The organism is Devosia sp. LjRoot16 (assembly GCF_964252795.1).
Classification (GTDB): Bacteria; Pseudomonadota; Alphaproteobacteria; order Rhizobiales; family Devosiaceae; genus Devosia_A.
The window spans coordinates 974260-999667 of sequence record NZ_CAXUPH020000001.1 but is presented as its reverse complement, the minus strand read 5'-3'; the positions used below and the strand labels follow the sequence as shown (position 1 = coordinate 999667).

Sequence of the window (25408 nt, the reverse complement as noted above, 5' to 3'; positions counted from 1 at the left end):
GCAACGTCGAAATGAGGAATGTATACATTCGACATACGGCGGACAACAGGTCCGACCTTCCCGAAAAAGAAGTCGAGGCGAGAGATGACCTGGAGCGGCGTGTTCCCTGCAGCCACCACCAAGATGACGGCGAGTGGCGGGCTCGACCTGCCTGCCATGCAGTTGAGCATCGAGCGGCTGGTGAAGGGCGGCGTCAGCGGCGTCATCGTCTTGCCGATGCTGGGCGAAAACGCCGTGCTGACCCAGGCCGAAAAGGACAAGGTGGTGCGAGCGGCGAAGGAAGCGGTGGCCGGCAAGGTGCCGCTGCTCTCGGGCCTCGCCGAGCTCTCCACCGACGATGCCATTGCCGCGGCGAAAAACTACCGCAAGCTCGGGGCCGAGGGGCTGATGGTGTTCCCCAGCCTCGCCTACCGTACCGACCGGCGCGAGACCATCGCCTGGTACAAGGCGGTCGCCACCGGCGGGCTGCCGATCATGATCTACAACAACCCCATCGCCTATAAGGTCGATGTCGACGTCCCGACGCTCGAGGGCCTGGCCGGGGTGCCGGAGATCGTCGCGGTGAAGGAAGAGACCGGCGATATCCGCCGCGTCACCGACCTCTACAACGCCTTCGGCGACCGCTTCGATATCTTCTGCGGCGTCGACGACCTGATCCTCGAGAGCCTGGCGCTGGGCGTCGTCGGCTGGGTTTCGGGCATGACCAATGCCTGGCCGAGCGAATGCGTAAAACTGTTCAACGCGGCGCGGGCCGGCAACTTCAAGGCAGCGCTGCCGCTCTACCGGCTGATGACCCCGGCCTTCCACCTCGATACCGACGTCAAGCTGGTGCAGTACATCAAGTTCGCCGAGCACCTGGTCTACGGCGCCCCCCAACACATCCGCCCACCCCGCCTGCCGCTGGAAGGTGAGGAGCGGGCAAGGGTCGAGGCGGTGATCATGAAGACGATCGCGGATTTGAAGCGGGTTTAGGCCTTTAGCACCGTGGCTCCGCACACCCCTCCGAGCTGCGCTAACTCGCTACGCTCGCAAGCTTCGCTTGCCTCCCCCGTCAAGGGGGAGGTGGGCATCGAGTGGTTGGCTGGATCTCGCCAAAACCACCGGCCGGCACCCTCCCCTTGACGGGGAGGGATGGGGTGGGGTGTGCAGCGCGCGCGATGTTCCCTTGAAGCTCGGTAGCTCTGCACTGTTGCTCCCTCGAGGCGCGCTAAGCCACCCCACGCAAATTCAGCGCCTCGGCAAAATGACACGCCGCCAGATGCGGTCCCGCTGCCCCTTCCACCTGCCGCAGCGCCGGGACTGTGCTCCGGCACACCTCCTGCGCATACGGACATCGCGGATGGAACGGGCAGCCGGATGGGCGGTTGGCCGGGTCGGCGACTTCGCCGCGGATCGCCACGCGTTCGCGCCGCACATGTGGGTCAGGTTCGGGCACGGCCGACAGCAGCGCTTCGACATAGGGCATTTTCGGGGTGCGGAGCAGCGCCTCGGTTTCGGCGAACTCGACGATCCGGCCCAGATACATCACCGCCACCCGGTCGCACTGGTGCTCGATCACCCCGAGGTCGTGCGAGATGAACAGGTAGGTGGTGCCCAGCCGCTCCTGGATGTCGGTCAGGAGGTTCAGCACCTGCGCCTGCACTGACACGTCGAGCGCCGACACCGCCTCGTCGCAGACGACGAAATCCGGCTCCAGCGCCAGCGCCCGGGCGATGCCGATGCGCTGCCTTTGGCCGCCGGAAAAGGTGTGCGGGTAGCGCAGCAGGTAGCTCGCATTGAGCCCGACCAGCTCGAGCAGCTCGACCACCCGGTCGCGGCGCTGCTTGTGCGTGAGGTGATCGAGGCAGATCAGCGGCTCGGCGATGATCGCCTCGACATTCATCCGCGGGTTGAGCGAGGCATAGGGGTCCTGGAACACCATCTGCATCTTGCGCCGGATGCGCTTCAGCTCGGTGCGGCCGAGCTTGGCCACGTCGACCGTGCCATCGCGATCGTGAAACAGGATCTCGCCGGCGCTGGGCTCGATGGCGCGGAGGATGGCGCGGCCGGTGGTGGATTTGCCGCAGCCGCTTTCTCCGACCAGCCCCAGCGTTTCGCCCCGCATGATGGTGAGGTCGATGCCGTCGATGGCGCGCACCTCGCCGGTGACGCGGCGCGACAGGCCGGAATGGATCGGGAAGCGCTTGCTCAGCCCCCGGATCTCGAGCAGCGGCGCGGTCTGTGCCTCAGTCATGCGGCCTCCAGCGCGACCGAAGCCGCCAGCACTTCGGGGTAGAGCAGGCACCGGGCGCGGTGTCCGGGCGCCACCTCGGCCATCTGCGGCTTCACCACGTCACAGAGCCCGGCGACGGCCTTGGGGCAGCGCGGGTGGAAGGCGCAGCCGGGCAGTTCGGCCAGCGCCGAGGGCACCGAGCCGCGCATCGCCGGCAGCCGCTCGCGCTTGCCGCGCCGGCTGCCGAGCCGCGGCACCGAGCCGAGCAACCCTTGCGTGTAGGGGTGCCTGGGCGCATCGAACAGCGCTTCGGTGGTGGTCTCCTCGACCACTTCGCCCAGATACATCACCGCGACCCGCCGTGTGGTCCGCGCCACGACGCCGAGATCATGGGTGATCAGCAGCACCGTCATCCCTAGTTCCTGCTGCAGCCGCTGCAGCAGTTCGAGGATCTGCGCCTGGATGGTGACATCGAGCGCAGTGGTCGGCTCGTCCGCCACCAGCACGTCCGGTTTGCAGGCCAGCGCCATGGCGATCATGGCGCGTTGCCGCATGCCGCCAGACAGCTTGAATGGGTGGGCATCGAAGTGCTGCCGGGGGTTGGGCATGCCGACCAGCTCGAGCATCTCGATCGAGCGCTCTTTCGCAGCGCGCTTGTCGAGCTTTTCGTGGATCAGCAGCATCTCGGCGATCTGGTTGCCGATGGTGTGGACCGGCGAGAAGGCGGTCATCGGTTCCTGGAAGATCATCGCCAGCCGGCGGCCGCGGATGGCGCGCATCGGGGCTCCGTCCGGGTCAAGCGCGGCGAGGTCGACCGGCGGGGTCTTGCCGTCGTCGAGGACGATCGAGCCGGCGGTGATCCGCATCGGCGAGGGCGTGATGTTGAGCAGCGCCCGGGCCGTCATCGATTTGCCGCAGCCGCTTTCGCCGACCAGCCCGGTGGTGGCGGCGCGGGGGAGGTCGAGGTCGATGCCGCGCAGGGGCCGCAGCATGCCATGGCGGCTGCGCGCCGCGACTTCGAGCCCACGAATGGAAATGATCGGGCCGTCAGTCATTTAAGACTCTCCCGCGAGAACGGGTCGGCCGCATCGCGGAGGCCATCGCCGAGGAAGTTGAAGGCGAGCACGGTGACGATCACCAGCGCGCCGGGCAGCAGCAGCCAGGGGGCGGTGGCCAGCGTGTTGACGTTCTGCGCATCCTGCAGCAGCACGCCCCAACTCAGCGCCGGTGGGGTGAGGCCGATGCCGAGAAAGCTCAGCGCCGTTTCGGCCAGGATCATCGAGGGGATCGACAGCGTCACCGAGGCGATGATGTGGCTCATGAAACTGGGCAGCAGGTGCTTGCCGATAATGCGGGCCTCACTGGCCCCGGCGAGCCGTGCCGCCATGACGAAATCCTCTTCGCGCAGCGACAGGAAGCGGCCGCGCACCACCCGGGCGAGGTCGGTCCAGCCGACCAGCGACAGGATCACGGTGATGCCGAAATAGACCTGTATCGTAGTCCAGTCATGCGGCAGTGCCGCCGCCAGCGCCATCCACAGCGGGATCGAGGGGAAGCACTGGATGATCTCGATCAGCCGCTGCACCCCCAGATCGACCCAGCCGCCGAAATAGCCGGAGATGCCGCCGAGGATGACGCCCAGCACTAGGCTGATGGCGACGCCGACGAGGCCGATCGACAGCGAGATGCGCGAGCCATAGACCATGCGCGAGAACACGTCGCGCCCGAGGCTATCGGTGCCCATCAGGAAGAAGGCGCCGCCCTTGTCGACGCCGACCAGGTGCATGTCGTTGGGGAAGAGGCCAAACCAGCTGTGCCGGTCGCCGGCAATGAACAGCTCCACCGGATATCGCTTGGACGTGTCGATGGCGTAGACGCGCTTGAAAGTCTTGCGGTCGAGCTGTTGCGACACGCCGAAGGCGACCGGCGGCCAGACGAACTCGCCGTCGACCATCACCGTCGGCCAGCTCGGTGGCGAGAACGGCAGGCCGGTGCGGCTTTCGGGGTCGAAGGGCGCGATCCAGTTGGCAAAGATCGCCGTCAGGTACAGCGCCGCGATCACCCAGATGCTCGCGACCGCCAGCCGGTGGGCGCGAAACTTGTACCACATCAGGGTAAGCGGCGATTCGACCGGCGCGCTTCGCACGCTTCCGGCGCCGATCGGCATGGGTTTGGCCGTAACGCTCATGACAGCCGGATCCTGGGGTCGAGCCAGGCGAGGAGGATGTCGGAGATCAACACGCCGATGACCGTCAGCACCGCCAGCATCAGGACGAACGCACCGGCAAGATAGGTGTCCTGGCTCAACAGCGCTGCATAGAGCAGCGGCCCGGTGGTCGGCAGGTTAAGGACGATCGAGACGATCACCTCGCCCGAAATCATCCCCGGCAGGATGAAACCCATCGAGGAAACGAACGGGTTCAGCGCGATACGAACCGGGTATTTGAGGATCAGCAGCATCGGGTGCAGGCCCTTCGACCGCGCCGTCTCGACATAGGGCTTTCTCAGTTCATCGAGCACGTTGGCGCGGGTGATGCGGATCAGGCCCGCCGTGCCGGCGGTGCCGACGATCACCACGGGAATCCAGAGGTGACTCAGGAGGTCGATGAACTTGTCGAGGCTCCACGGCGCGTTCAGGTATTGCGGCGAGAACAGCCCGCCGATCGACAGGCCGAAATAGCGGTTCGAGACGTAGAGGAAGGTCAGCGCTAGCATGAAATTGGGAATGCCGAGGCCGAGAAAGCCGAGGATGGTGAAGAAGTAATCGCCTAGGGAATATTGCTTCACCGCCGAGAAGATGCCGATCGGCAGCGCCACGCTCCAGGCGAACAGCAGCGAGCAGGTGGCGACGAGGAAAGTGGTGGGTAGCCGCTCGATGATCAGCTGGCTGACGGGCAGGCGCCACTCGAACGAGTAGCCGAAATTGAAGTCGAAGACGATGTTGCCGAGCCATTTGAAATACTGCACCCAGATCGGGTCATTGAGGCCGTAGCGCAGGCGCAGCGCGTCGATCGTCGCCTGGTCGACCGTGGTGCCGAGCGCTTCGAGTCGCGCGATATAGGAGCTCAGATAGTCGCCGGGCGGCAGCTGGATGATGATGAACGAGATGATCGAGATCACGATCAGCGTCGGCACCATCCAGACGAGCCGTCTCAGTACGAAACCCCACATCGCATCGCCCCGGCAGAAAATCGGGGGGCGGGTTGCCCCGCCCCGGGAGTGCTTTCAGGAAAAGTTGTCAGACTTTTCCGGTTCGAAAGCGCGACAATCAAAAGACCAGTTGGCAGGAAAGACTACTGAGCGAGATAGAACTGCTCGGGATGATAGCGCGCCATGTAGCCCCAGTCCCATGAGGCCATGCCCTGTTCCGGGATATTGCGCATGGCGTTGGAGACGATCAGCGGCTGCGGGAACGCTCCGACCGTGCCGATGGTCCAGGCGCCGTCGGCATTGGCCTTCACCACGGCCTTGCAGCCTTCGACCAGCGCCTCGGGCGTGCCGGTAGCCTTGGCCTTTTCCCAGGCCGCCATGGCATCCTTCATGTCCTGCGGAGGCTCTTCGCCCTTTTCGCCATGGGTTTCGAACCAGGTGGCCCACAGGGTGGCGAAGGCGCCGTGCCGCTGCGTTCTCGGGATGATCTTGGGGCCGGTTACCCAGAGCGGGTCGGTGGCGCTGTCGGCGTGCCACAGGCCCATATCGTGCTGGTTGGAGGTGGTGAACTCGAAATAGAGGCTGCGCTCCACCTCGCGCACGTCGAAGTTGAGGCCGATATTGCGGAAATAGGTCTGGGTCAGCTCGACGATCTTGCGCTTGGCATCGCCGCCTTCGCCGGGCCAGTAGGTGAGGGTGAACTTGAACGGCTTGCCGTTCGGCATGGTGCGCCAGTCGCCATCCAGCTTCATGCCGATCTCGTCGAGCAGCGCCTTGGCGCCATCGGGATCGAACTGGGTGTTGGTCTTCGAAACCGCTTCATCCCAGCAGCGTCCGCCGATCGGCAGGATCGAGTTCTGCATGGGCGTGCCGAGCCCGAAGAACACCAGTTCGTTGATCTCGTCGCGGTTGATGGCGATCTCGAGCGCCTTGCGGAACCGGATGTCCTGGAACAGGGCGCGCTTGTCCGGATCGGCGACGGTCTGGTTCAGCATCATATTGGCGATGTTGGTGAAGCCGGCGCTGTATTCGAGCACGCGGTAGCCGCCCTTTTCGGCATTGTCGATGAACACCGGCATCTGCGTGATGGTGGTGTTCTCGAGCGCCAGGTCGGCTTCGCCCGATGAGGCTTTGAGCGTGTAGACCTCGGGGTTCTGCACCAGGTCGACATCGACCTTGTCGATATAGGGCAGCTGGTTACCTTCGGTGTCGACCTTGAAATAGAAGGGGTTGCGCTCGAGGATCAGGTGGCTGCCATTGCTGGAGGCCGGCTTGAAGGCGCGGATCACCGGGCTGTCGAAATTGGCGACGCCGAACACGTCGTCGCTCAGCGCCTTCTGCGCGAACAGCTCGGCCCAGGTGGCGTAGCCGGCAGCCTTTGCCATCTCGGCGAGTTTGGCCGGATCGGCATATTTGGGGTGGAACGGCTTCAGGAAGTGCGCCGGCAGGAAGATCTGCCCCTGATAACCGTCGCGGGCGATCAAGAGCTCGATCAGCCGGTTCGGCGCTTTGAAGTCGAGCTTGAAGGTCTGCTCGTCGACCACCGTCACCGTCATCGGCTCGCCGGCCGACATCCAGTCGCCCGGCATGGTCGGGGTCAGCTCGGAGTTGTTGATGACGTCATCCCACCAGAAGGCGATATCGGCGGTGGTGAAGGGCTCGCCATCGGACCATTTGAGGCCCTTGCGCAGCGTCATCGTGAGGGTCTTGTCGTCGTTCGACCATTCCCACGATTGCGCCAGGTTCGGCTCGATCGTCGCGCCGTCTTCGGCGTTGAGCCGGGTCAGCGACTCGATCCCCACCACCGAGGTGGCGTCGCCGAATTCTTCGGTCGATGAGCGCATGGCGCGCGCCGTGCCGCCATAGCTGCCGACCTCGGAGACCGGCGTGACCACCAGCGGCTCGGGTGGCAGGCGCTGCTCGACCGGCGGCAGGCTGCCATCGGCAACGGCTGCATCGAGCATGGGAGACTGTTGGAATGCGGCCGCCCCGAAAGCCGTGGTCGAAAGCAACAAAGTCGCGAGGGCGGCGGTGCCGACAAGGCGCCGGCTCCATCCCCCGATTGTGCTGAGTGTCATAACGCTTCCCCTTTCCTGACTTCTTCCGAAGTCCCCTCGGGCTGGCCATGTCCCGAAAACCTCACCGCCCCCTCGGCGGCAGGCTCCGTTCTGGCAATGGCGCGGTCCGATCTCCTTTCCGGCCTGCCCCATGGCAGGCCCGTAGTCGCGTCAGGGCGCCCAGATGGTGGCGCCGATGAAGCGCTCGCCGAGCGCCTCGTTGAAGTAATAGGCGGTGACCAGCTCGCCGGCGGCATTGGCGACGGTGCGCGGATAGCCGAGGTCGTGGTTGCCGCCGTTGCGCCGCAAATGTCGGGCGGCACTCCAGCTCCGGCCGCCATCGTCCGAAATGCGCGCATCGACGGTGTAGGGCGCATCGCGGTTGCCGTAGGTCAGGGCGATCCGGCCATCGGGCAGCAGGTTCAGCGTCGCCGGGTTGCCGAGGTGGTTGGCATGCCGGTCACGGAAGGCGGTGGCAATGCTCGGGCCGTCCCAGCTCTTGCCGTTGTCGGTGGAGCGGTAGATCTCGACGGTATAGTCCTGGCCGTGGCCGGCGCGGGTGGCGACGAGAATGGTGCCGTCCTTGAGGCGCAGGCTCGCCGGCATGATGCCGTGGTCGAGATCGGGCAGTTCCTCGCCGATCCAGCTGAGAAAGTTCCAGCTGATCCCACCGTCGCGAGTCTCGGCCGCGAACACGCGGCCCTCGACCCCATCGGCCTTGTTGGCGGTGAGAAAGACGATCAGGTGGCTCTTGCCCAGCACCAGGTAATCGGTGCGGGCGGCGACGCCGGCCCAGACGAATTGCGGAAAGGCGAATGGTCCCTGCCAGCTCTTCGCCCGGTCGAGCGACAGGTAGTAGAAACTGCGGCAACCGGGCTCCAGCCCATCGCGAGCGCACATCAGGGCGAAGTCAGGATGGGTGAAATCCACCGCTTCGGCTTGCGGCTTCGGCCCCTCGGGGCCGTCGAGCAGCTCGCCGACACGCAGGCCCGCCGCCATGTGCTCGTCGGCCGACAGGCCGCGGCCGCCGGGGGTCTTGCCGGGGAACCCGATCACCTTCCAGCTGCGGCCGCCATCGAGCGAACGGGCCTGATGGGTCAGCGCCGGGTAGTTTTCGTCGCGGGCGTGGAACTCGGCGTCACGCTCGTAGTGGCAGGTGACGAAGCCGACGACCAACTCGTCGCCCCAGGCCCACATGCCGTAATTGGCAGGCCAGCCCGCAAAGCGCCCCGGTTCTGAGTAGACGGTTACCTGCTCCACGGCGCGTCCCCGAAAGAGCCAGAGGCGGACCCCTGCTGAGGGTATATTGTCAGCAATAAAATCGCTGCACAAGCTGAGCCGCGGAGCGGCTCTATCGGTTGGGACATGGTGTCGATCGCCGGGTGGGTGATGAGGCTCATGGTCGCCAGCGCGTGGCGCCGATGAAGCGCTCGGTTCTGGCGTCTTCGTTGAAATAATAGGCGGTGACCAGGGTGCCATCGGCCGCCGCGACGGTGCGCGGATAGCCGAGATCATGGCTGCCGCCGCCGCTGCGCAGCACGATGGTCGGGCCCCAGGTCTCGCCATTGTCGGATGAGACCTTGGCGTCGATGCTGTAGGGGGCGTCGCGGTTGCCGTAGGTCATCACCACGCGGCCATCGGCCAGTTGGTTCAGCGTGCCGGGGTTGCCGAGGTGGTTCTTGGCATTGTCCTTGAATGCCGCCGCCACCTGCATCGGCCCCCAGGTGCGGCCGAGGTCCCTCGAGCGGTAGGTTTCCATGGTGTAGTCGTGGCCGTGCCCGGCACGGACCACGACGAGGATGTCGCCGTTCTTCAGCATCAGGCTTGCCGGCATGATGCCGTGGTCCTTGCCCCAGAGCTCCTCGCCGATCCAGCTGAGGAATTTCCAGCTCAGCCCGCCATCCAGCGTTTCGGCCGCGAACACCCGGCCTTCCTCGCCGTCGAACTTGTTGGCAGTGAGAAAGACGATCAGGTGATCCTTGTTGACCACCACATAGTCGGTGCGGGCGGCGACGCCGGCCCAGACGAATTGCGGCCATTTGAACGGGCCCTGCCAGCTCTTCGCCCGGTCATAGGAGAAGTAGAAGAACGACTGGACGCCCGGCTCGAGCCCGGTGCGCGCCGCCATGAAGGCGAAGTCGGGATGGGTGAAGTCGATTTTCTCGGTGAGCACGGTCGGCCCTTCCGGCCCATCCATCACCTCTTCGAGCTTCAACCCCCTAATCATGTGCTCATCGGCCGACAGCGCCCGTCCGCCGGGCAGCCGGCCCGGAAACGGGCCATAGGCCCAGGTCCGGCCACCGTCGAGACTGCGCGCCATGGTGGTTGTGGTGGGTTGCGAGCGGTCGCGGGCATGGAAGCCGGAATTGGCATTGAAGGTCGACACAGTGAAGCCGACGACCAGTTCATCGCCCCAGGCCCACATGCCGTAATTGGCGGGCCAGCCGGCGAATTTTCCCGGTTCGCGAAAGATCGTCACCTGCTCCACCGACCCCTCCAGCCTGCATAATGTCGACATTATCCACGATGCGGAACCCACCCCAACCGGTCAAGCGGAAAATAGATGATTGTCAGCAATGTTGGGCGTGCACCTCTGTCACGTTTGTCAGTGGCCATGACCATAATCCCATGTGGGTCGAGCTGATAAGCCGAAATCGACGAGCAGAATGCAACTTTCGTCGCTAATTTGTCATGGGCCTTGACAAAATAGGCGTTGGCGCTACCGTTTAGCTCAGCATTGCCTCGGGGGTGTTGAGGCAATCGCGGCCGGCGGGACGCTGGTACGCGGCGGGAGCAAGGGGCTCCACGCGCAGCAATCAGGGGAACATGTGAGATGATCAAGCTATCCAGGAGACTGTTCGTCACGTCGTCCTTGGCGACGCTCGCCGCTGCGGCGACTGGCCTCGGCCCGGCGCTCGCCGCTGCGATCGGCGAGGCGCCGATGCTGAAGGCGTTGGCCGATGCCGGGACGCTCCCGCCGCTGGCCGACCGCCTGCCCAAGAACCCGATGGTGGTGACGCCGCTCAGGGAAGTGGGCAAGTACGGCGGCACCTGGCGCTCGACCATTGTTGGCGGCGGTTCGCTGTCGATGCTGTTCCGCTACCAGGCCTATGAGCCGCTGATGCGCTACAACCCGGAATGGACCGGGGTGATCCCGAACGTCGCCGAATCCGTCGTCGCCAACGACGCCGCCACCGAATTCACCTTCAAGCTGCGCGAAGGCCACAAGTGGTCCGACGGCCAGCCCTACACCACCGACGACGTGATGTTCTGGTACGAGGACGTGTTCTCCAACCCCGACATCGAGGTCACCAACCAGGACCACCTGATCGTCGGTGAAGACAAGGCGGTGTTCACCAAAGTCGATGCGCTCACCTTCACGGTCAGCTTCAAGAGCTCGAACGGGCTGTTCCTGCTGCTGCTGGCCTGGGCCGACAGCGACCAGACGACCCGCTTCCCCAAGCACTACCTCAGCCAGTTCCTGCCCAAGTACAATCCGGACGCCGACAAGCTCGCGACCGACCAGGGCCTGTCGGGCTGGGTGCAGCTGTTCCAGAAGAAATCCGGCGCGGCGCTCGAGGACGACTTCTTCACCAACAGCGAAATCCCCGTCCTCCACCCATGGAAGATGAAGGTGGCGCCGGGCGAGAGCACCGAGCATGCCATTGCCGAACGCAACCCCTACTATTTCAAGGTCGATACCGCCGGCAACCAGCTGCCCTATCTCGACAGCATCGATTACGTGCTGGTCGCCGACGCCCAGGTGCTGCTGCTCAAGTGCCTGCAGGGCGAGATCGACCTGCTCGACCAGTATATCGGCACCCCGACCAACAAGTCGGTGCTGTTCGACGGCAAGGAACGTGGCGGCTACGACTTCTATACGACGCTCTCGACTCAGCCCAACGAGATGGCGATCTGCCTCAACATGACCCATCCGGACAAGGTCAAGGCAGAGCTCTATTCGAACAAGGATTTCCGCATCGGGCTGTCGCATGCCATCGACCGGCAGGCGCTGATCGACTCGGTGTTCGTCGGCATCGGCTCGGCCTCGCAGCCGGCCATCGCCGAGGGCGATCCGCTCTACAATGAGCGGTTGGCGAAGCAATTCACCGAGTTCGATCTCGCCAAGGCCAATGAATTCCTCGACAAGGCCGCGCCCAACAAGGATGCCGATGGCTATCGCCTCGACAGCTCCGGCCGCCGCATCACCATCATCGTCGAGCAGGATCAGAACCGGCTCGAAATGGTCGACATGATGCAGCTGATGATGCCGATGCTGAAGGCGGTTGGTATTGACGGCCAGCTCAAGCTGATCGACCGCTCACTGTGGGAAGTGCGCATCCGCCAGAACATGGATTACGACGCCACCACCAACCGCTTCGGCGGCGGCATCGGCCTCGCGGCCATGCTCGATCCGCGCTACTTCGTGCCCTATAGCGGCAACGCCTTCTACGCCATGGGCTGGCAGATCTGGTATAACGACAAGACCGCCGCCAATGCCGTCGAGCCGCCGGCCCAGGTGCAGGACGCGCTCAAACTCTATGACGAGATGAAGAGCACGGTCGACGATTTGAAGCGCGTCGAGGCGTTCAAGCAGATCCTCGAGATCGCCGCCGACCAGTTCTACTGCATCGGCATCAAGGTGCCCAACGACGCCTACGGCATCGTGCGCAACGACTTCCACAACGTGCCCGACAAGATGCCGAACTCCTTCGGCTATCCCACTCCGGCGCCGACCAATCCCGAGCAGTACTTCAAGGCCTGACCCGGCCTGACCGGGGAGCCCCCCAGGGCTTCCCGGCCTTTGACCGGGGACGCCTGACAGCTCCCCGGTCCTTTTCTCAGACGCATCAGCGGTAGTAGCGATGAACAGCACAGCCGAGGCCAGCACCGGCCTCAGGTCACCCACCTGGTATGAAGGCGCGACGCGCTGGACGCAGCTCACTTTGGTCGAGGACGACCCCGGGAGCTACGACCTCGATTTCTGGCTCGGCGTGTTCGACGAGACCCGGTCGAACGCCACCTGCCTCTCGGCCGGCGGCTATGTCGCCTACTATCCGAGCAAGATCCCGCTGCACTATGTCAGCCGCTATATCGGCGACGGCGATCCGTTTGGCGACCTGGTGGCCGGGGCGCGGCAGCGCAACATGCATGTCGTCGCCCGCGTCGACCCGCACGCCGTGCATGCCGACGTGGCGGCAGCGCATCCCGAATGGATCTCGGTCACCGCCGAAGGCGAGCTCCGCAGACACTGGTCGTTTCCCAAGGCCTACGTCACCTGCGCCTGGGGCGGCTATAACCGCGAGTTCATGAGCGAGGTGATCCGCGAGATCGCCGCCGGCTACGATATCGACGCCATCTTCGCCAATCGCTGGTCCGGTCACGGCGTCTGCTACTGCGCCCATTGCACCACCGATTTCCGGGCGAAGACCGGGCGCGAGCTGCCGCGCCGCCGCGATCCGTTCGATCCGACCTGGCAGGCCTGGCTGGGCTGGTCGCGCGATGTGCTCACCGAACTCGTCGGGCACTGGAACGGCATCGTCGCGTCCGAGCGTCCGCATGGCCGCTTCATTCCCAATATCGGCAACTCCTCGATGCTCGACTTCGCCCTTGACGAGGTGAAGCGCTATTGCCCGATCCTGTTCGTCGACCACCAGGGCCGCACCGGCGTGGTGCCGATCTGGTCGGCCGGGCGCGACGGCAAGCGGATGCGCGGCGTGATGGGCGACAAACCGATCGGGCTGGTCACCTCGACCTCGGTCGAGGAAAAGTGGCGCTGGAAGGACTCGGTGCAGTCGCCCGAGGAAATCCGCATGTGGATGATCGACGGCATGGCGCATGGGCTGAGGCCCTGGTTCACCAAGTTCAACGCCAAGGTGCACGACAATCGCTGGCTGCCGCCGATCGTCGAGACCTACCGCCTCCATGCCGAGCTCGAGCCGGTGCTGTCAAAGCTGGCGCCGACCGCCGAGATCGCCTTGCTCGACCCAAGCACGACGCTCAGGACCTGGCATTCCGACGACCGCGACAATGCCGAGGGGCATGAACTCGGCTTCTATCATGCGCTGGTCGAAGCCCGGATGCCGTTTGACCTGCTCTCCGACCTGGTGATGACTGATGCGGCGCTCGACCGCTACCGGCTGATCGCCGTCGCCAACGCGGCGTTCCTCTCCGAGGCGCAGTGCGACATGCTCACCCGCTACGTCGAACGCGGCGGTGCGCTGGTCACCAGCTTCGAGACTTCGCTCTATGATGAGCATGGGGTGCAGCGGCCGGATTTCGGACTCTCCCGCCTGTTCGGCGCCAGCGTTGCCGGGCCGACCGAAGGGCCGGTCAAGAACACCTACATCGCGCTCGACGGTGCCGATCACCCGATCCTCCGCGGCTTCGACGGCGCCTCGCGCATCATGGGCGGCACCCGCCGCATTCCACTCGATGTCCACGGCGTCTCCGAAGTGCCGTTCCGCTTCGTGCCGCTTTTCCCCGACCTGCCAATGGAGGAAATCTATGTGCGGGAGCCGGCGGTGGAGCCGGCCGTGCTGGCGCGCCAGGTCGGCAAGGGCCGGGTGGTCTACTTCCCGTGGAACATCGGCGAGATCTTCTGGGAAGTGACCAATGCCGATCATTCGCGGCTGCTCGACAACGCCTTCCGCTGGGCGCTGGGTACCCCGGCGCGGGTGCAGTCGGCTGGCCCCGGCCTCGTCGACATTGCCACCCGCGACGGCGCGGGCCAGATTTCGGTGCACCTCGTGAACCTCACCAACCCGATGATGATGAAGGGCCCGATCCGCGAAACCATTCCGCTGCGGGGCCAGTCGGTATCCGTCGCTTTGCCGTCTGGCGCCACGACGGCGACGGCGCGGCTGCTGGTTTCGGGGCAGGTGCCGGCCACCAGCCTCCAGGGTGGCAGGCTGCATGTCGATCTGCCCGAGATCCACACCAACGAGGTGGTGCTCGTCGAGTTCGGGCCCTGACGGCATGCTGCTCTATATCCTCAAGCGCCTGCTCTACATGGTCCCGACGCTGTTCGGCATGTCGCTGGTGTCGTTCCTGATCATCCAGCTGCCGCCCGGTGATTTCCTGACCTCGCTCACCTCGGCGATCGCCGATTCCGGGCAGTCGCTCGACCAGGCCTCGATCGACCGGCTGACCGCGCTCTACGGGCTCGATCAGCCGTTCTACGTGCAGTACTGGAACTGGATCTCCAACATCATCTTCCGCGGCGATTTCGGCTGGTCGTTCGACTGGGGCCAGCCGGTGAGCCGGCTGCTCTGGGATCGCATGGGGGTGACGATTTTCGTCTCGGCCCTGAGCCTGGTGCTGATCTGGGCGCTGGCCATTCCGATCGGCATCTACTCGGCGGTGCGCCGCTATTCGATCGGCGACTACGTCTTCACCTTCCTCGGCTTTGTCGGGCTCGCGGTGCCGACCTTCATTCTGGCGCTGGGGCTGATGTACATCAGCTTCACCTGGTTCGGCCTCAATGTCGGCGGGCTGTTCTCGCCCGAATACGAGCAGGCGCCCTGGAGCCTCGCCAAGCTCCTCGACCTGCTGCAGCATCTATGGATCCCGGTGGTGGTGATCGCCATCTCGTCGACCGCGGCGCTGATCCGGGTGATGCGCGCCAATCTCTCCGATGAACTCAGCAAGCCCTATGTCGTCACCGCCCGCGCCAAGGGGCTTTCGGAGTTCACCCTGATCATGCGCTACCCGGTGCGCCTCGCGCTCAATCCGTTCGTCTCGACCATCGGCTGGGTGCTGCCCTCGCTGATCTCGGGCGTCACCATCACGGCGATCGTCCTCAACCTGCCGATGGCCGGCCCGCTGCTGCTGCGCGCCCTGGTCAGCCAGGACATGTATCTCGCCGGCGCCTTCATCCTGATCATGAGCGTGTTGACGCTGATCGGCATGCTGCTCTCCGACATCCTGCTCGCCGTGCTCGATCCGCGCGTCAGGTACCAGCGATGAGCGGCGTGATTTCGGAAGAAGAACTGGCCCTGCCGCCGCCGATCATCGCGCGGGCGGGCAACTCGGCCGCGACCGCCAGCCAGTGGCGGCTGATGGCCTGGCGCTTCAGCCGCCACAAGCTGGCGTTGGTGTCGCTGGTCATTGTGGTGCTGCTCTATCTCACCGGCATCTTCGCCGAGTTCCTCGCGCCCTACAGCCCTGAGACCACCCGGCCGCAATATACCTACGCGCCACCGCAGGGCATCAACCTGTTCGCGCCGACGGCCGATGGCGGTTGGGCCTTCAACTTCCACGCTTCAGGCTATGACATCACCGTCGATACCGAAGCGATGCGGCGGAGCTTTACCGCCAACCCCGACAAAATCATTCCGCTCGGGCTGTTGGTCGAGGGGCAGCCCTATCGGCTGTTCGGGCTAATCGACGCCAACATCCACCTGATCGGCGCCACCGACCCCAAGGAGGTGGTGTACCTCTTCGGCAGCGACCGGCTGGGGCGTGACGTGCTGAGCCGGCTGATCCACGGCACCCGCATCTCGATGTCGATCGGGCTGGTCGGGGTGGTGATCTCGCTTGTCCTCGGCGTCTTTTTCGGCGGCATTTCCGGCTATTACGGCGGCTGGCTCGACAGCGTCATCCAACGACTGATCGAGGTGATCAGCGCCATGCCCACCATCCCCTTGTGGATGGGGCTGGCGGCGGCGATCCCGCTGACCTGGGGGCCGATCGAGGTCTATTTCACCGTCACCGCCATCGTCTCGCTGCTCGGCTGGACTTCCCTGGCGCGCGAGGTGCGCGGCCGCTTCTTTTCGCTGCGCAACGAGGATTTCGTCACCGCGGCGCGGCTCGACGGGGCCGGCGAGATGCGGATCATCTTCCGCCAGATGCTGCCCTCGATGACCAGCCACATCCTCGCCATGGTGACGCTGGCGGTGCCGGCGATGATCATCGCCGAGACCTCGCTGTCCTTCCTCGGCGTCGGGCTGAAGCCGCCGGTGGTGAGCTGGGGCGTGCTGCTGCAGGACGCACAGAACCTCCGCGCCATCACCAGCGCCCCCTGGCTGCTGTTCTGGCCGGCTTTGTTCGTGATGATCGCAGTGCTCAGTTTCAACTTCCTCGGGGACGGGCTTCGAGACGCGGCGGATCCCTATGACAACTGAACCCGAAATCGTCCTCTCGGTCCGCGACCTGACCGTGGATTTCACCCAGCGTCAGGGCAGCTTCCGCGCCGTCGACGGCGTCAGCTTCGATTTGCGCGCGGGCCGCACGCTGGGCCTCGTCGGCGAAAGCGGCTCGGGCAAATCGGTCACCGCGCGCGCCCTGATGCAACTGGTCGACCCGCCCGGGCGGATCACCGGCGGTTCGATCCGGCTGGGTGAGATCGATATCGCGCAACTGCTGCGGCGTGGCGAAGCCATCCGCGCCATTCGCGGCGCCGATATCTCGATGATCTTCCAGGAGCCGATGAGTTCGCTGTCGCCGGTGCATACGATCGGCGCGCAGGTGATGGAGGTGCTCGAGCTGCATTTGAAGCTCGACCGCAAGGCGGCGCGCGCCCGCACTATCGAGCTGCTCGGCCAGGTGGAGATCCCCAACCCCGAACAGGCGATCGATCGCTACGCCTACGAGTTCTCGGGCGGCATGCGGCAGCGGGCGATGATCGCCATGGCGCTGGCCTGTAACCCGCGCGTGCTGATCGCCGACGAGCCGACCACAGCGCTCGACGTGACCACGCAGGCCGAGGTGCTCGATCTGATCGGTCGCATCCAGCGCGAGCGCGGCATGGCGATGCTCCTCATCACCCACGACATGGGCGTGGTGGCCGAGACGGTCGACGACGTGGCGGTGATGTATCGCGGGCAGGTGGTCGAAGCCGGGCCGGTGGACCAGGTCTTCCACGGCGCGACCCATCCCTACACCCAGCGGCTGCTGGCGGCGACGCTGAAGCTCGAACAGCCGGCAGCGCGGCCGGCGCCTCCCGCTGTGTCATCGCCGATCCTCTCGCTGCGCAACCTGGGCAAGACTTATCAGCTCGGCATCGGCGCCTTCGGCGGCAAGGCCAAGGGCACGCTGCGCGCCGTCGACGCGGTCAGCCTCGAGCTTGCGACCGGCGAAACGCTGGGGATCGTGGGGGAAAGCGGCTCGGGCAAGACCACCCTGGGGCGGTTGATCCTCCGCACGGTGGAGCCGACCGATGGCGAGGTGGTCTACTCGCCGCCCGGCGCGGCGCCGGTTGTCGTGCGGACGCTCGACAAGGCGGGGCTGCGCAACCTCTACAGCGAGATCCGCTTCATCTTCCAGGATCCGTTCGCTTCGCTGAACCCGCGCATGACCGTGCGCCAGATCGTCGGCGAACCGTTGCTGATCAACCGGCGCGGTTCATCCACCGAGATCAACACCCGGGTCAGCCAATTGCTCGAGCTGGTCGGGCTCGATGCCGAGATGATGGATCGCTACCCGCACGCCTTTTCCGGCGGCCAGCGCCAGCGCATCGGCATCGCCCGGGCGCTGGCGCTCGACCCCAAGGTGCTGATCGCCGATGAGCCGACCTCGGCGCTCGACGTGTCGATCCGCAGCCAGATTCTCGACCTGTTGATCGAACTCAGGGCACGGCTGGGGCTGAGCTTCATCTTCATCAGCCACGATATCGGCGTGATCCGCTATTTCTGCGACCGGGTCGCGGTGATGCGGCGCGGTCGGGTGGTCGAGGTCGGCGATGCCCAGACCATCTGTACGTCGCCCAGCCATCCGTATACGCAGGCACTGATCTCTGCCGTGCCCTATCCCGATCCGCGCCGCCCGCGCATGCAGCAGCGCGCCCGCTACACCGAAACTTCCGTTTAGAAAGAGGAACAAAATGGTCAAGGCAGCTTTCCTGGGGCTCGGCGTTATGGGTTACCCGATGGCCCGGCATCTGAAGGCCAAAGGGCACGACGTCACCGTCTACAACCGCACTACGGCAAAGGCCGAAAAGTGGGTGTCGGAGCAGGGCGGCCGGCTGGCGAAGACGCCGGCAGAAGCGGCGGCAGGGCAGGACATCGTCTTCGCCTGTGTCGGCAATGACGATGATCTGCGTCAGGTGACACTGGGTGCCGAGGGCGCCTTCAAGGCGATGGCAAAGGGCGCAGTGTTCGTCGACCACACCACGGCCTCGGCCGGGATCGCGCGCGAACTCCATGCCGCGGCCTCCGCCGCGGGCTTCGGCTTCCTCGATGCGCCGGTCTCAGGCGGGCAGGCCGGCGCCGAGAATGGCCAGCTGACCGTGATGGTCGGCGGCGACCAGGCGACGTTCGCGATCGCCCAACCGGTGATCATGAGCTTTGCCAAGGCCGCGCGGCTTTTGGGTGCACCCGGTGCCGGCCAGCTCGCCAAGATGATGAACCAGATCTGCATCGCCGGGGTGGTGCAGGGGCTGGCCGAGGCCATCCATTTCGGCAAGCAGTCGGGCATGGATATCGAGGCGGTGATCGACGTGATTTCGAAGGGCGCCGCCCAATCCTGGCAGATGGAAAACCGCTACAAGACCATGAACGCCGGCAAGTTCGACTTCGGCTTCGCCGTCGACTGGATGCGCAAGGATTTGGGCATCGTGCTCGAAGAAGGGCGCGCCAATGGCGCCAAGCTTCCGCTCACCGCGCTGGTCGATCAGTTCTATGCCGAAGTGCAGGCCATGGGTGGCAAGCGCTGGGACACTTCGAGCCTCCTCGCCCGGCTGGAGCGCTGACCGGCATCGTGAGCGCGCAGAGCCCCCAGGCTCCGGTTCGTCCCGCGCAGCTGCCGCCGGTGGCGCGGCAGCTGTCGGTTCGCGCCATCATGGAAACGATCCTCCTCAATGGCCCGACCTCGCGGGCCATGCTGGCGAAGCACACCGGCCTGTCGCGCCAGACCACCACGCAGGTGGTGCTGGAGCTCGAGCGCGACGGCTGGCTCGAAGTCTCGGGCAAGATGCAGGGCAAGCTCGGTCGCAGCGCCCCGACCTACGAGCTCACGGCTGGCTCCGCCTATGTGCTGGGCATCCGGCTCGAGGGCGAGATCGCCCAGATCGCGCTGGCCAATATCCGCGGCGAGGTGGTGGGCGAGATCGCCGCCGCCACCGACCCGCGTGGTGGCACCAATGTGGTGCGCCAGATCGGCGTGCTCTATCGCGAACTGACCGACACGCTCGGGGTGCCGCGCGATCGGGTGAAGCTGGTGGTGGTCGGCAGCCCCGGCGTGGTCGACCCGGTCACCGGGCACATCGACATCGCGCCCTCCATCCCGCACCTCGGCGATATCAACGTGGTCGAGGAGCTGCGCTCGGAAATCGGCGTGCCCCTGACCATTGAAAACGGCGTCAAGCTTTCGGCGCTGGGCGAGCTGTGGCAGGGCGTCGCCCGCGGCGCCCGCAACTTCGCCTATTTCGGTGTCGGGCGCGGCGTCGGCATGGGCATTGTCGCTGATGGCAAGCTCTTACGCGGTGGGCGCGGCGCGGCTGGCGAAATCGCCTACCTGCCGCTCGGCGGCAATCCGTTCGATCCCTCCGGCTTCGCCTCGGGCACCTTCGAGACGGCGGCCAATGTCGATGCGTTACAGCGCCGCTATGAGGGCTATGGCGGCGCCGCCGGCTTCTCGGTGACCGACATTCTCGCCGCCTATGGCCAGGGCGAGGCGGCCGCCGTCGCCGCCATCGACGAGACCGCCCGCTTGTTGGCGTTGGCGATCGGCGCGGTGCATGCGGTGATCGACGTCGACCTGATCGTCTTCGGCGGCAGCATCGGGCTCAGACCCGAGATCGTCGAGCGGGTGCGCGGCCTGCTCCCCCGCCTGATGCGCGAACCTCCGAAAGTCGAGGCCAGCGCACTGGCCGATCGCGCCACCCTGGTGGGCGCCCTCGGCGAGGCGCTGCATCGCCTCCACGCCGAGCTGTTTGGCGTCGAAGCCGTCCGCCGCGAGCTGACCCTGTCCGACCTCGGCAAGGGCCGCCCGCCGCGTTGAGTTGTGCTTGAACGACTAGACCATCAACCCCGAAAGTATCGCGGTGTCGGTGTCGCCGGCGCGATGCACCATGTTCTGCATCATCTCGACGACGATATTGCGCAGGTTGCCGACGTCGTTCTGGTCGACCGCCCGCTGACCGCGCAGCGCCAGGCTGTCGTGCAAGTCCTTGTCGACCATGTTGTGCCTCTCGCTGATCAGCCGATCAAACTGACCGAACCAGAAGCTGGGCTGCTGGAACATGAACGTCTGGAGGATAGCTCTGGCTTCCTCTAGCGCCTCACGACTCTCCTTCAGTTCGCCTCGCAGCAGAGCATCGCGCGCCGAACTCAGCTGGCGGGAGATATTGGTGTTGATGGCCGGCTCGATCTCCCGAGCGAAATGCTGTGCGAAAGCGTTTGTGAACTCATCGAGTTCGGCCTGCTGCACGGCAGCGGCATTTGCCGGATCTCGTTTCAGGCGGTGCATCTGCTGGCGCAGGAGCCGTGTCTCCTGGGTCACCATGCGGCTGGCATCCGCGTCGTTGGATAGCGACAGGCTGTGCTGCTGTTGGTCGAGCTGCTGGCGGATCCCCTGCGTATCGCCAGCAATGCGAGGGCCAAGAGCGCGCTCCAGAGCCTCGACATCGGCGCGAGCCTTGTCGATGCTCTGGCGAGCCAGCACCGTTCCGTCGGTTCCATCAAAGCTGGTCGACGAAGGAACATAGACGTTGTCGAGGCTGTGGAAGAGACCGACGTCGGGTAGCTCGAAATGACAGTGGAGCAGGCTGCTGGCATCGACGCTCCAATGCACGTTCACGGTGTCGCCTTTGCGGATCATCTGACCCGGGCTGAGACCGCTGCCACTCAGTTCAAAGACACCGATCGCCAGGCTTAAGGCCGGATCATCGACGCCTTCCGCCTGCTCGAACAGCTCGAAGACCAGCGATGCTCGGTCGCCGGCCCTGAGGTCGCGGGCCGCACGCAGAGACTCCATTCCCGATGTCGGGGTCGTTGTTCCCTTCCTGGCGAACGTCTTGAGCACGTTGCGTTCGGCACCTGGAGCGCCATTGACAACTTTGATCGCCAAGTCGTGCATGAGCGGCATACCATCGGCTGTTGCGGTGAGCCGATTGACGCTCAGTGTTGTCCCTGCGTGCTGGTCAAGCATACCGTCGGGGCCGAAGACCAGCACGTTAACGTCGTTCTGACCAACCCGCGGCAGCGGTACGCCCTTGACGTCGATGCTTGCGCCGAGCGCGAGCTTGCCCGACGTCCAGCCATTGGCGGCGTCGACCTGGACACTCGTCCCTGCTGGTACCGGTGCGCCGGCTCGGATGCGTAGCCGGATCTCGCTGGCGGCAGTGTTGTCTGTGTACTCAAACGACAGCCGCAGGTCCGAAGCTGTCTTCATGGTCTGACGGGACGCCAGCGCGCCGGCGGCTCCCTCGTCAGCCCAGTTGCGCCCCGACGCATAGATCGCAGCGCCGTGGGCCACGGCAGTCATCGGGTCGATCTTCGTATCCAGGGCGATACCCAGCTCAAAGCCTACACGTTCGCGCACATAGGGCATGCGACTCGGGCCGCCAATCAACACCACACGGTCCATGTCGGCGGCGCCGTAGCCGTTGCTCGACAACAGAGTGCGGCACTCGGCGATCGATCGCTCTACGTTGTCGGCAATGAGCCTTTCGAGGTCGGCGCGAGTGACTTCGACATCGAGATAGATTTCGTTGCCATCTGCGTCACGGGTCCCGACTTGGCTCTCGTCGGCAAACACCTGATCCGTCATCTGCGTCGATAACGCAATCTTGCAGAGCTCAGCCCGGTAGTGCGCAATGCGGATCAAGCGAGCGTATTGGGGTTCCGTCTGGAAGTTTGCCGGCAGGTTGAACTTATCGAGCAGCCATGGCCGCACTAGCGAGTTGACGATGGCTCGATCAAAGTCCGCGCCGCCCAGCATGTTCACGCCGGCGTGCGCGACCACGGTAATGTTACCTGCAATGCTATGCACGATCGCAGCGTCGAACGTGCCGCCCCCCAGGTCGTAGATCAGGAACTGACTGGAGCTGTCGCGTGCTTCTGCATTGGCTGCCAGCGCCGCAGCGATAGGCTCCTGCAACAAGGCGACTCGCTCGAGACCGGCCATGCGGGCCGCCTTCATCGTAGCCTCCGACTGCATCTGGTTGAATGCGGCAGGAATGGTGATGACCGTTCCCTCGATGGTGACATCGGGGAGGTCGCGGCGGACCTGCGCAACCAGCGCCTTGATCACCTCGGCGCTCGCCTCTTCGGGTGTGAGCACCCGATCTGAACCCGGGAACTCGACCACGCTGCCGGTACCCATCAGGCGTTTGAACTTCTGCTGCACACTCTGCGGAGAGAACGCTGACTGATCGTAGGCCTTACGGCCGACAAACAGGCCGCCGCGCCGGTCGATCATGATCGCGCTGGGCATTACGTCCATCCCTTCGGATGTCTTGAACAGCCGAACAGCCTCTGCATCGCTACCAAAAATGGCAGAGTTTGACGTCCCCAGATCGATGCCCAAAAACATAACTGCTCCTACGGGTTAGGGGCGCGCAGATAGACGCGCCCAGTCTTTATGGCCGAGGTGCCAAAGATAATGGCCGGCTCCAGGGTCTGTTCGATCACCGGCGTCGGGCCGTCGGCGAAGTCGTCAGCGTTGACCGCGGTGACCGGTAAATTGACGGAGTACGAGATTCCGTCGAACGTCTCGACGCGCATGCCGGCGCTGGCGAGAATGGTCGCCAGCCTACGCGCCCCGAACTTCGCCTGCGCCGTCAGTCCGGCCCGCAAGTTCTCGGGCGCTGCAGCGAGGACGCGATCATAGTTGCGGAGCAGTTTCCAGTATTCCGACGCGAGTTCGGCGATCGCCATTCGACTTGCATCCGCATCCTGCGTCGTCACGGCTGAGCTCTCCAGATGCGAACCCAGTTCCGCCCCTCCGCGGTCAGCGCGTCCCGCCTGATAGCCAGCTCGGCCTGCACGGCCGACAGATCCTCGGGATAGTAGCGATAGTCGTCGCAGCGAGAATTGTACTCGTCGGCCTTCCGGTTGAATGCGTCGATGACACTGCCATTCGTCTCGGTCGCCAACATCTGACTGGCGGCATCCAGGCGGGCATTCTGGTACACGCAGTATCGGATATTGGCCCGGTTGAGCGGTTGACTGGTGCCGAGCAGCGGCATCGCTTCCGCGGTCGATGATGCAGAGCTCGACGAGGACGTCGAGTAAGGCCTGCCGCCGTTGCTGGTCAGCAGGTAACCGATCAGCGCCAGACCAATGGTCGCCCAAATGACCCACTTGATGGCGCGGCGCCGGTTCGCCGCGTCGATCTCTTCGATGGCCTTTTGATACAGCTGGCGGTCCGCCGGGTCCCGCGTGATCGAAACAAGCTCCGCCAGGTGGACCTTTGTCTGCCGGCGATCGCTCTGCTGGATTGCTCGGTTGAGCTTGGCGTGAACCGCGTTGGCCCGCACCGTGTGCAGGTCAGTCTCCAGCGCCGCTTGCATCGTGGCGGACACTTCGCGGAACCCCGGGTGCGCATGTAACCCTTCGATCAGTCGTTGACTGGCAACCACCTCATCGAACTCGTTGTTGATTTCCAGCGCAAGATCGCGAACGAAACCCCACACATGCTCGCTTGCCGGGGAGCCCTGCGTGCTGGCAAGCGATTTGTTGAAGATCCCATAGAGGCGGGCTGCGTCCCCTCTTGCTCCCTCTCCAAAGCCGCCTTGCTTCAGATCATCAACCAGGGGGTCGGGATTCTGTTTCGCATTGTTCACGAACGCGCTCAGTTCCTGCAGCTTTTCCAGCGCGGCCAGGCCCTCCAGCGCCGCCCGATCCTCCTGCAGCTGCTGCTCAGCGCGCGGTAACTCGGCAAATACCGACAGACTGGCCTCGTTGATTTCGAGCGCAGTCTTGGGCCTTTCGTGCTCGTTGGCGAGCTCCAGCATCAAACCACGCAGAAACTGAAAGAGCTCGCGAGCCGCCCCCTCGTCGCGACCCTTATGGCTCGCCAAAAGCTGCTGTGGCTGGGCCATCGCATCCCACTCGTGCAATACCGAGGTCAGCGACTGAATTCCGCCAGGTAAATCGGGGTCCTTCCGGATCGCTTCGGCGACATCCTCGACTTTTCGGCGCGCCGCCTGAAGGTCCGGGAGTGCCATCTTCGCATAGGCCTCGACGACAACGCCCAAAGCGCCGACCTGCTCAGTCGCAGCCTGAGCGAGCTCCTCGTTCAGGCATTGCACCATGTCGCTGGCGGCGGCATTCGCGTCGGCATAGGCGACAAACAGGCGGTCCGCGCCGCGTTGAGTGACCTCGTCGATGACCTCGTTGATCGCCTCGCCTTGTGGCTGGGGAGTGCCCGACGCCATTAGCAGCTCCGCGACCGTCGTCGCGATCGTGTCTCGTCCCGATTGGGCCCGAGACCGTGCGAAGGAGCCAAGGATAGCGGAGCTCGGGCCCAGTTGCGCAAGCTGTGACAGAAAGATCGCCTGCGAGAACGCTGGCAGTGTCTTGGCAAGCGCATCCAGGTCTGGCAGCGGCAAGGACTGCCGAAGTGCAGCGACCGCCTCTTCCCGCTGGTGTTGCGTGGCGTCGGGAAGAAACTCAACGGTGGCCAGCATTCGCAGCTTGGGTGCGAGTAACTGCCGGCGAGCCTCTCTTAGGGCTCCTTCGGGAGCGCTGTTGTCGGCGATACCGTCGTCGAATGCCGCAACAATGTCTTCGCGGGTCGCGTCCGGTGACAAGTTCAATATGGCAAACGGATTCTGTAACAGGTCAAACACTAGACCTGTGGACAGCACATCTGCTGACCGCGGCGCCACCGTCATTTCTGCTGCAATGCTCCCCCAACCTGCCTTGGCAGGCATCATATCCATAGGGCATCGTCCGCCGACTTTTCAACTGTCGGATTCACATTGGCATTAGCCTCTACAAGTTCGTTCCTGACGCTCAGTCATGCTGCACTCCACGATGAAGTGTGGACGCGTCGGGACGATACGCAGCGGCGTAGCTAGCTGGAGCCGAGCGAAGCACGGCAG

At 64.7% G+C, this 25408-nt stretch carries 18 protein-coding genes; 8 read left to right on the top strand and 10 right to left on the bottom strand.

The window, feature by feature from the left end; genetic code table 11:
• The first annotated feature begins 84 nt into the window (after window positions 1-84).
• Window positions 85-972: a dihydrodipicolinate synthase family protein gene (locus ACSQ23_RS04685; RefSeq protein WP_436089892.1), complete on the top strand. Its 888-nt coding sequence runs from the start codon at window positions 85-87 to the stop codon at window positions 970-972.
• 235 nt (window positions 973-1207) lie between these two features.
• On the opposite strand, the gene ACSQ23_RS04680 is transcribed toward ACSQ23_RS04685, so the two are convergent.
• The 7 genes from ACSQ23_RS04680 to ACSQ23_RS04650 form a co-directional block, all read right to left on the bottom strand.
• A complete protein-coding gene (locus tag ACSQ23_RS04680; RefSeq protein WP_436089891.1) occupies window positions 1208-2233 on the bottom strand; it encodes an ABC transporter ATP-binding protein in 1026 nt (341 codons plus the stop codon).
• Window positions 2230-3267, bottom strand: a complete 1038-nt coding sequence (locus tag ACSQ23_RS04675) for an ABC transporter ATP-binding protein (RefSeq protein WP_436089890.1) — start codon at window positions 3265-3267, stop codon at window positions 2230-2232. Before ACSQ23_RS04675 ends, ACSQ23_RS04680 begins: the two co-directional genes overlap by 4 nt.
• Window positions 3264-4400 (bottom strand): ABC transporter permease, encoded by a 1137-nt coding sequence (locus tag ACSQ23_RS04670; RefSeq protein ID WP_436089889.1) that lies wholly within the window; start codon window positions 4398-4400, stop codon window positions 3264-3266. Before ACSQ23_RS04670 ends, ACSQ23_RS04675 begins: the two co-directional genes overlap by 4 nt.
• A complete protein-coding gene (locus ACSQ23_RS04665; RefSeq protein ID WP_436089888.1) occupies window positions 4397-5383 on the bottom strand; it encodes an ABC transporter permease in 987 nt (328 codons plus the stop codon). Before ACSQ23_RS04665 ends, ACSQ23_RS04670 begins: the two co-directional genes overlap by 4 nt.
• Before the next feature lie 122 nt (window positions 5384-5505).
• Window positions 5506-7326, bottom strand: coding sequence for an ABC transporter substrate-binding protein (locus tag ACSQ23_RS04660; protein WP_436089887.1), 1821 nt, complete (start codon window positions 7324-7326; stop codon window positions 5506-5508).
• Between the two features lie 264 nt (window positions 7327-7590).
• Complete coding sequence (locus tag ACSQ23_RS04655; RefSeq protein ID WP_436089886.1) at window positions 7591-8679, bottom strand: sialidase family protein; 1089 nt, start codon at window positions 8677-8679, stop codon at window positions 7591-7593.
• Window positions 8680-8815: 136 nt separating this feature from the next.
• Entirely contained in the window at window positions 8816-9907 is a 1092-nt protein-coding gene (locus ACSQ23_RS04650) for a sialidase family protein (RefSeq protein WP_436089885.1), read from the bottom strand.
• A gap of 345 nt (window positions 9908-10252) precedes the next feature.
• Here ACSQ23_RS04650 and ACSQ23_RS04645 point away from each other — a divergent pair, with 345 nt between their 5' ends.
• From ACSQ23_RS04645 to ACSQ23_RS04615, 7 genes are all read left to right on the top strand, one after another.
• Window positions 10253-12184 carry an ABC transporter substrate-binding protein gene (locus tag ACSQ23_RS04645; protein WP_055998126.1) on the top strand — a complete coding sequence of 644 codons (1932 nt, stop codon included), beginning with the start codon at window positions 10253-10255 and terminating at the stop codon, window positions 12182-12184.
• A 100-nt stretch (window positions 12185-12284) separates the two neighbouring features.
• Window positions 12285-14393: a beta-galactosidase trimerization domain-containing protein gene (locus tag ACSQ23_RS04640; RefSeq protein WP_436089884.1), complete on the top strand. Its 2109-nt coding sequence runs from the start codon at window positions 12285-12287 to the stop codon at window positions 14391-14393.
• A gap of 4 nt (window positions 14394-14397) precedes the next feature.
• A complete protein-coding gene (locus ACSQ23_RS04635) occupies window positions 14398-15387 on the top strand; it encodes an ABC transporter permease (protein WP_436089883.1) in 990 nt (329 codons plus the stop codon).
• A gap of 8 nt (window positions 15388-15395) precedes the next feature.
• Window positions 15396-16544, top strand: coding sequence for an ABC transporter permease (locus ACSQ23_RS04630; RefSeq protein ID WP_436090564.1), 1149 nt, complete (start codon window positions 15396-15398; stop codon window positions 16542-16544).
• Window positions 16534-18228 carry an ABC transporter ATP-binding protein gene (locus tag ACSQ23_RS04625; RefSeq protein ID WP_436089882.1) on the top strand — a complete coding sequence of 565 codons (1695 nt, stop codon included), beginning with the start codon at window positions 16534-16536 and terminating at the stop codon, window positions 18226-18228. Before ACSQ23_RS04630 ends, ACSQ23_RS04625 begins: the two co-directional genes overlap by 11 nt.
• 13 nt (window positions 18229-18241) lie before the next feature.
• Complete coding sequence (locus ACSQ23_RS04620) at window positions 18242-19108, top strand: NAD(P)-dependent oxidoreductase (protein ID WP_436089881.1); 867 nt, start codon at window positions 18242-18244, stop codon at window positions 19106-19108.
• A gap of 8 nt (window positions 19109-19116) precedes the next feature.
• Window positions 19117-20358 (top strand): ROK family transcriptional regulator, encoded by a 1242-nt coding sequence (locus ACSQ23_RS04615; RefSeq protein ID WP_436089880.1) that lies wholly within the window; start codon window positions 19117-19119, stop codon window positions 20356-20358.
• 15 nt (window positions 20359-20373) lie between these two features.
• On the opposite strand, the gene ACSQ23_RS04610 is transcribed toward ACSQ23_RS04615, so the two are convergent.
• From ACSQ23_RS04610 to ACSQ23_RS04600, 3 genes are read right to left on the bottom strand one after another with little or no spacing between them, the layout of a single operon-like run.
• Entirely contained in the window at window positions 20374-22893 is a 2520-nt protein-coding gene (locus ACSQ23_RS04610) for an Hsp70 family protein (RefSeq protein ID WP_436089879.1), read from the bottom strand.
• A gap of 8 nt (window positions 22894-22901) precedes the next feature.
• A complete protein-coding gene (locus tag ACSQ23_RS04605) occupies window positions 22902-23237 on the bottom strand; it encodes a hypothetical protein (protein WP_436089878.1) in 336 nt (111 codons plus the stop codon).
• Window positions 23238-23263: 26 nt separating this feature from the next.
• Window positions 23264-25246, bottom strand: a complete 1983-nt coding sequence (locus tag ACSQ23_RS04600; RefSeq protein WP_436089877.1) for a hypothetical protein — start codon at window positions 25244-25246, stop codon at window positions 23264-23266.
• Window positions 25247-25408 lie beyond the last annotated feature (162 nt).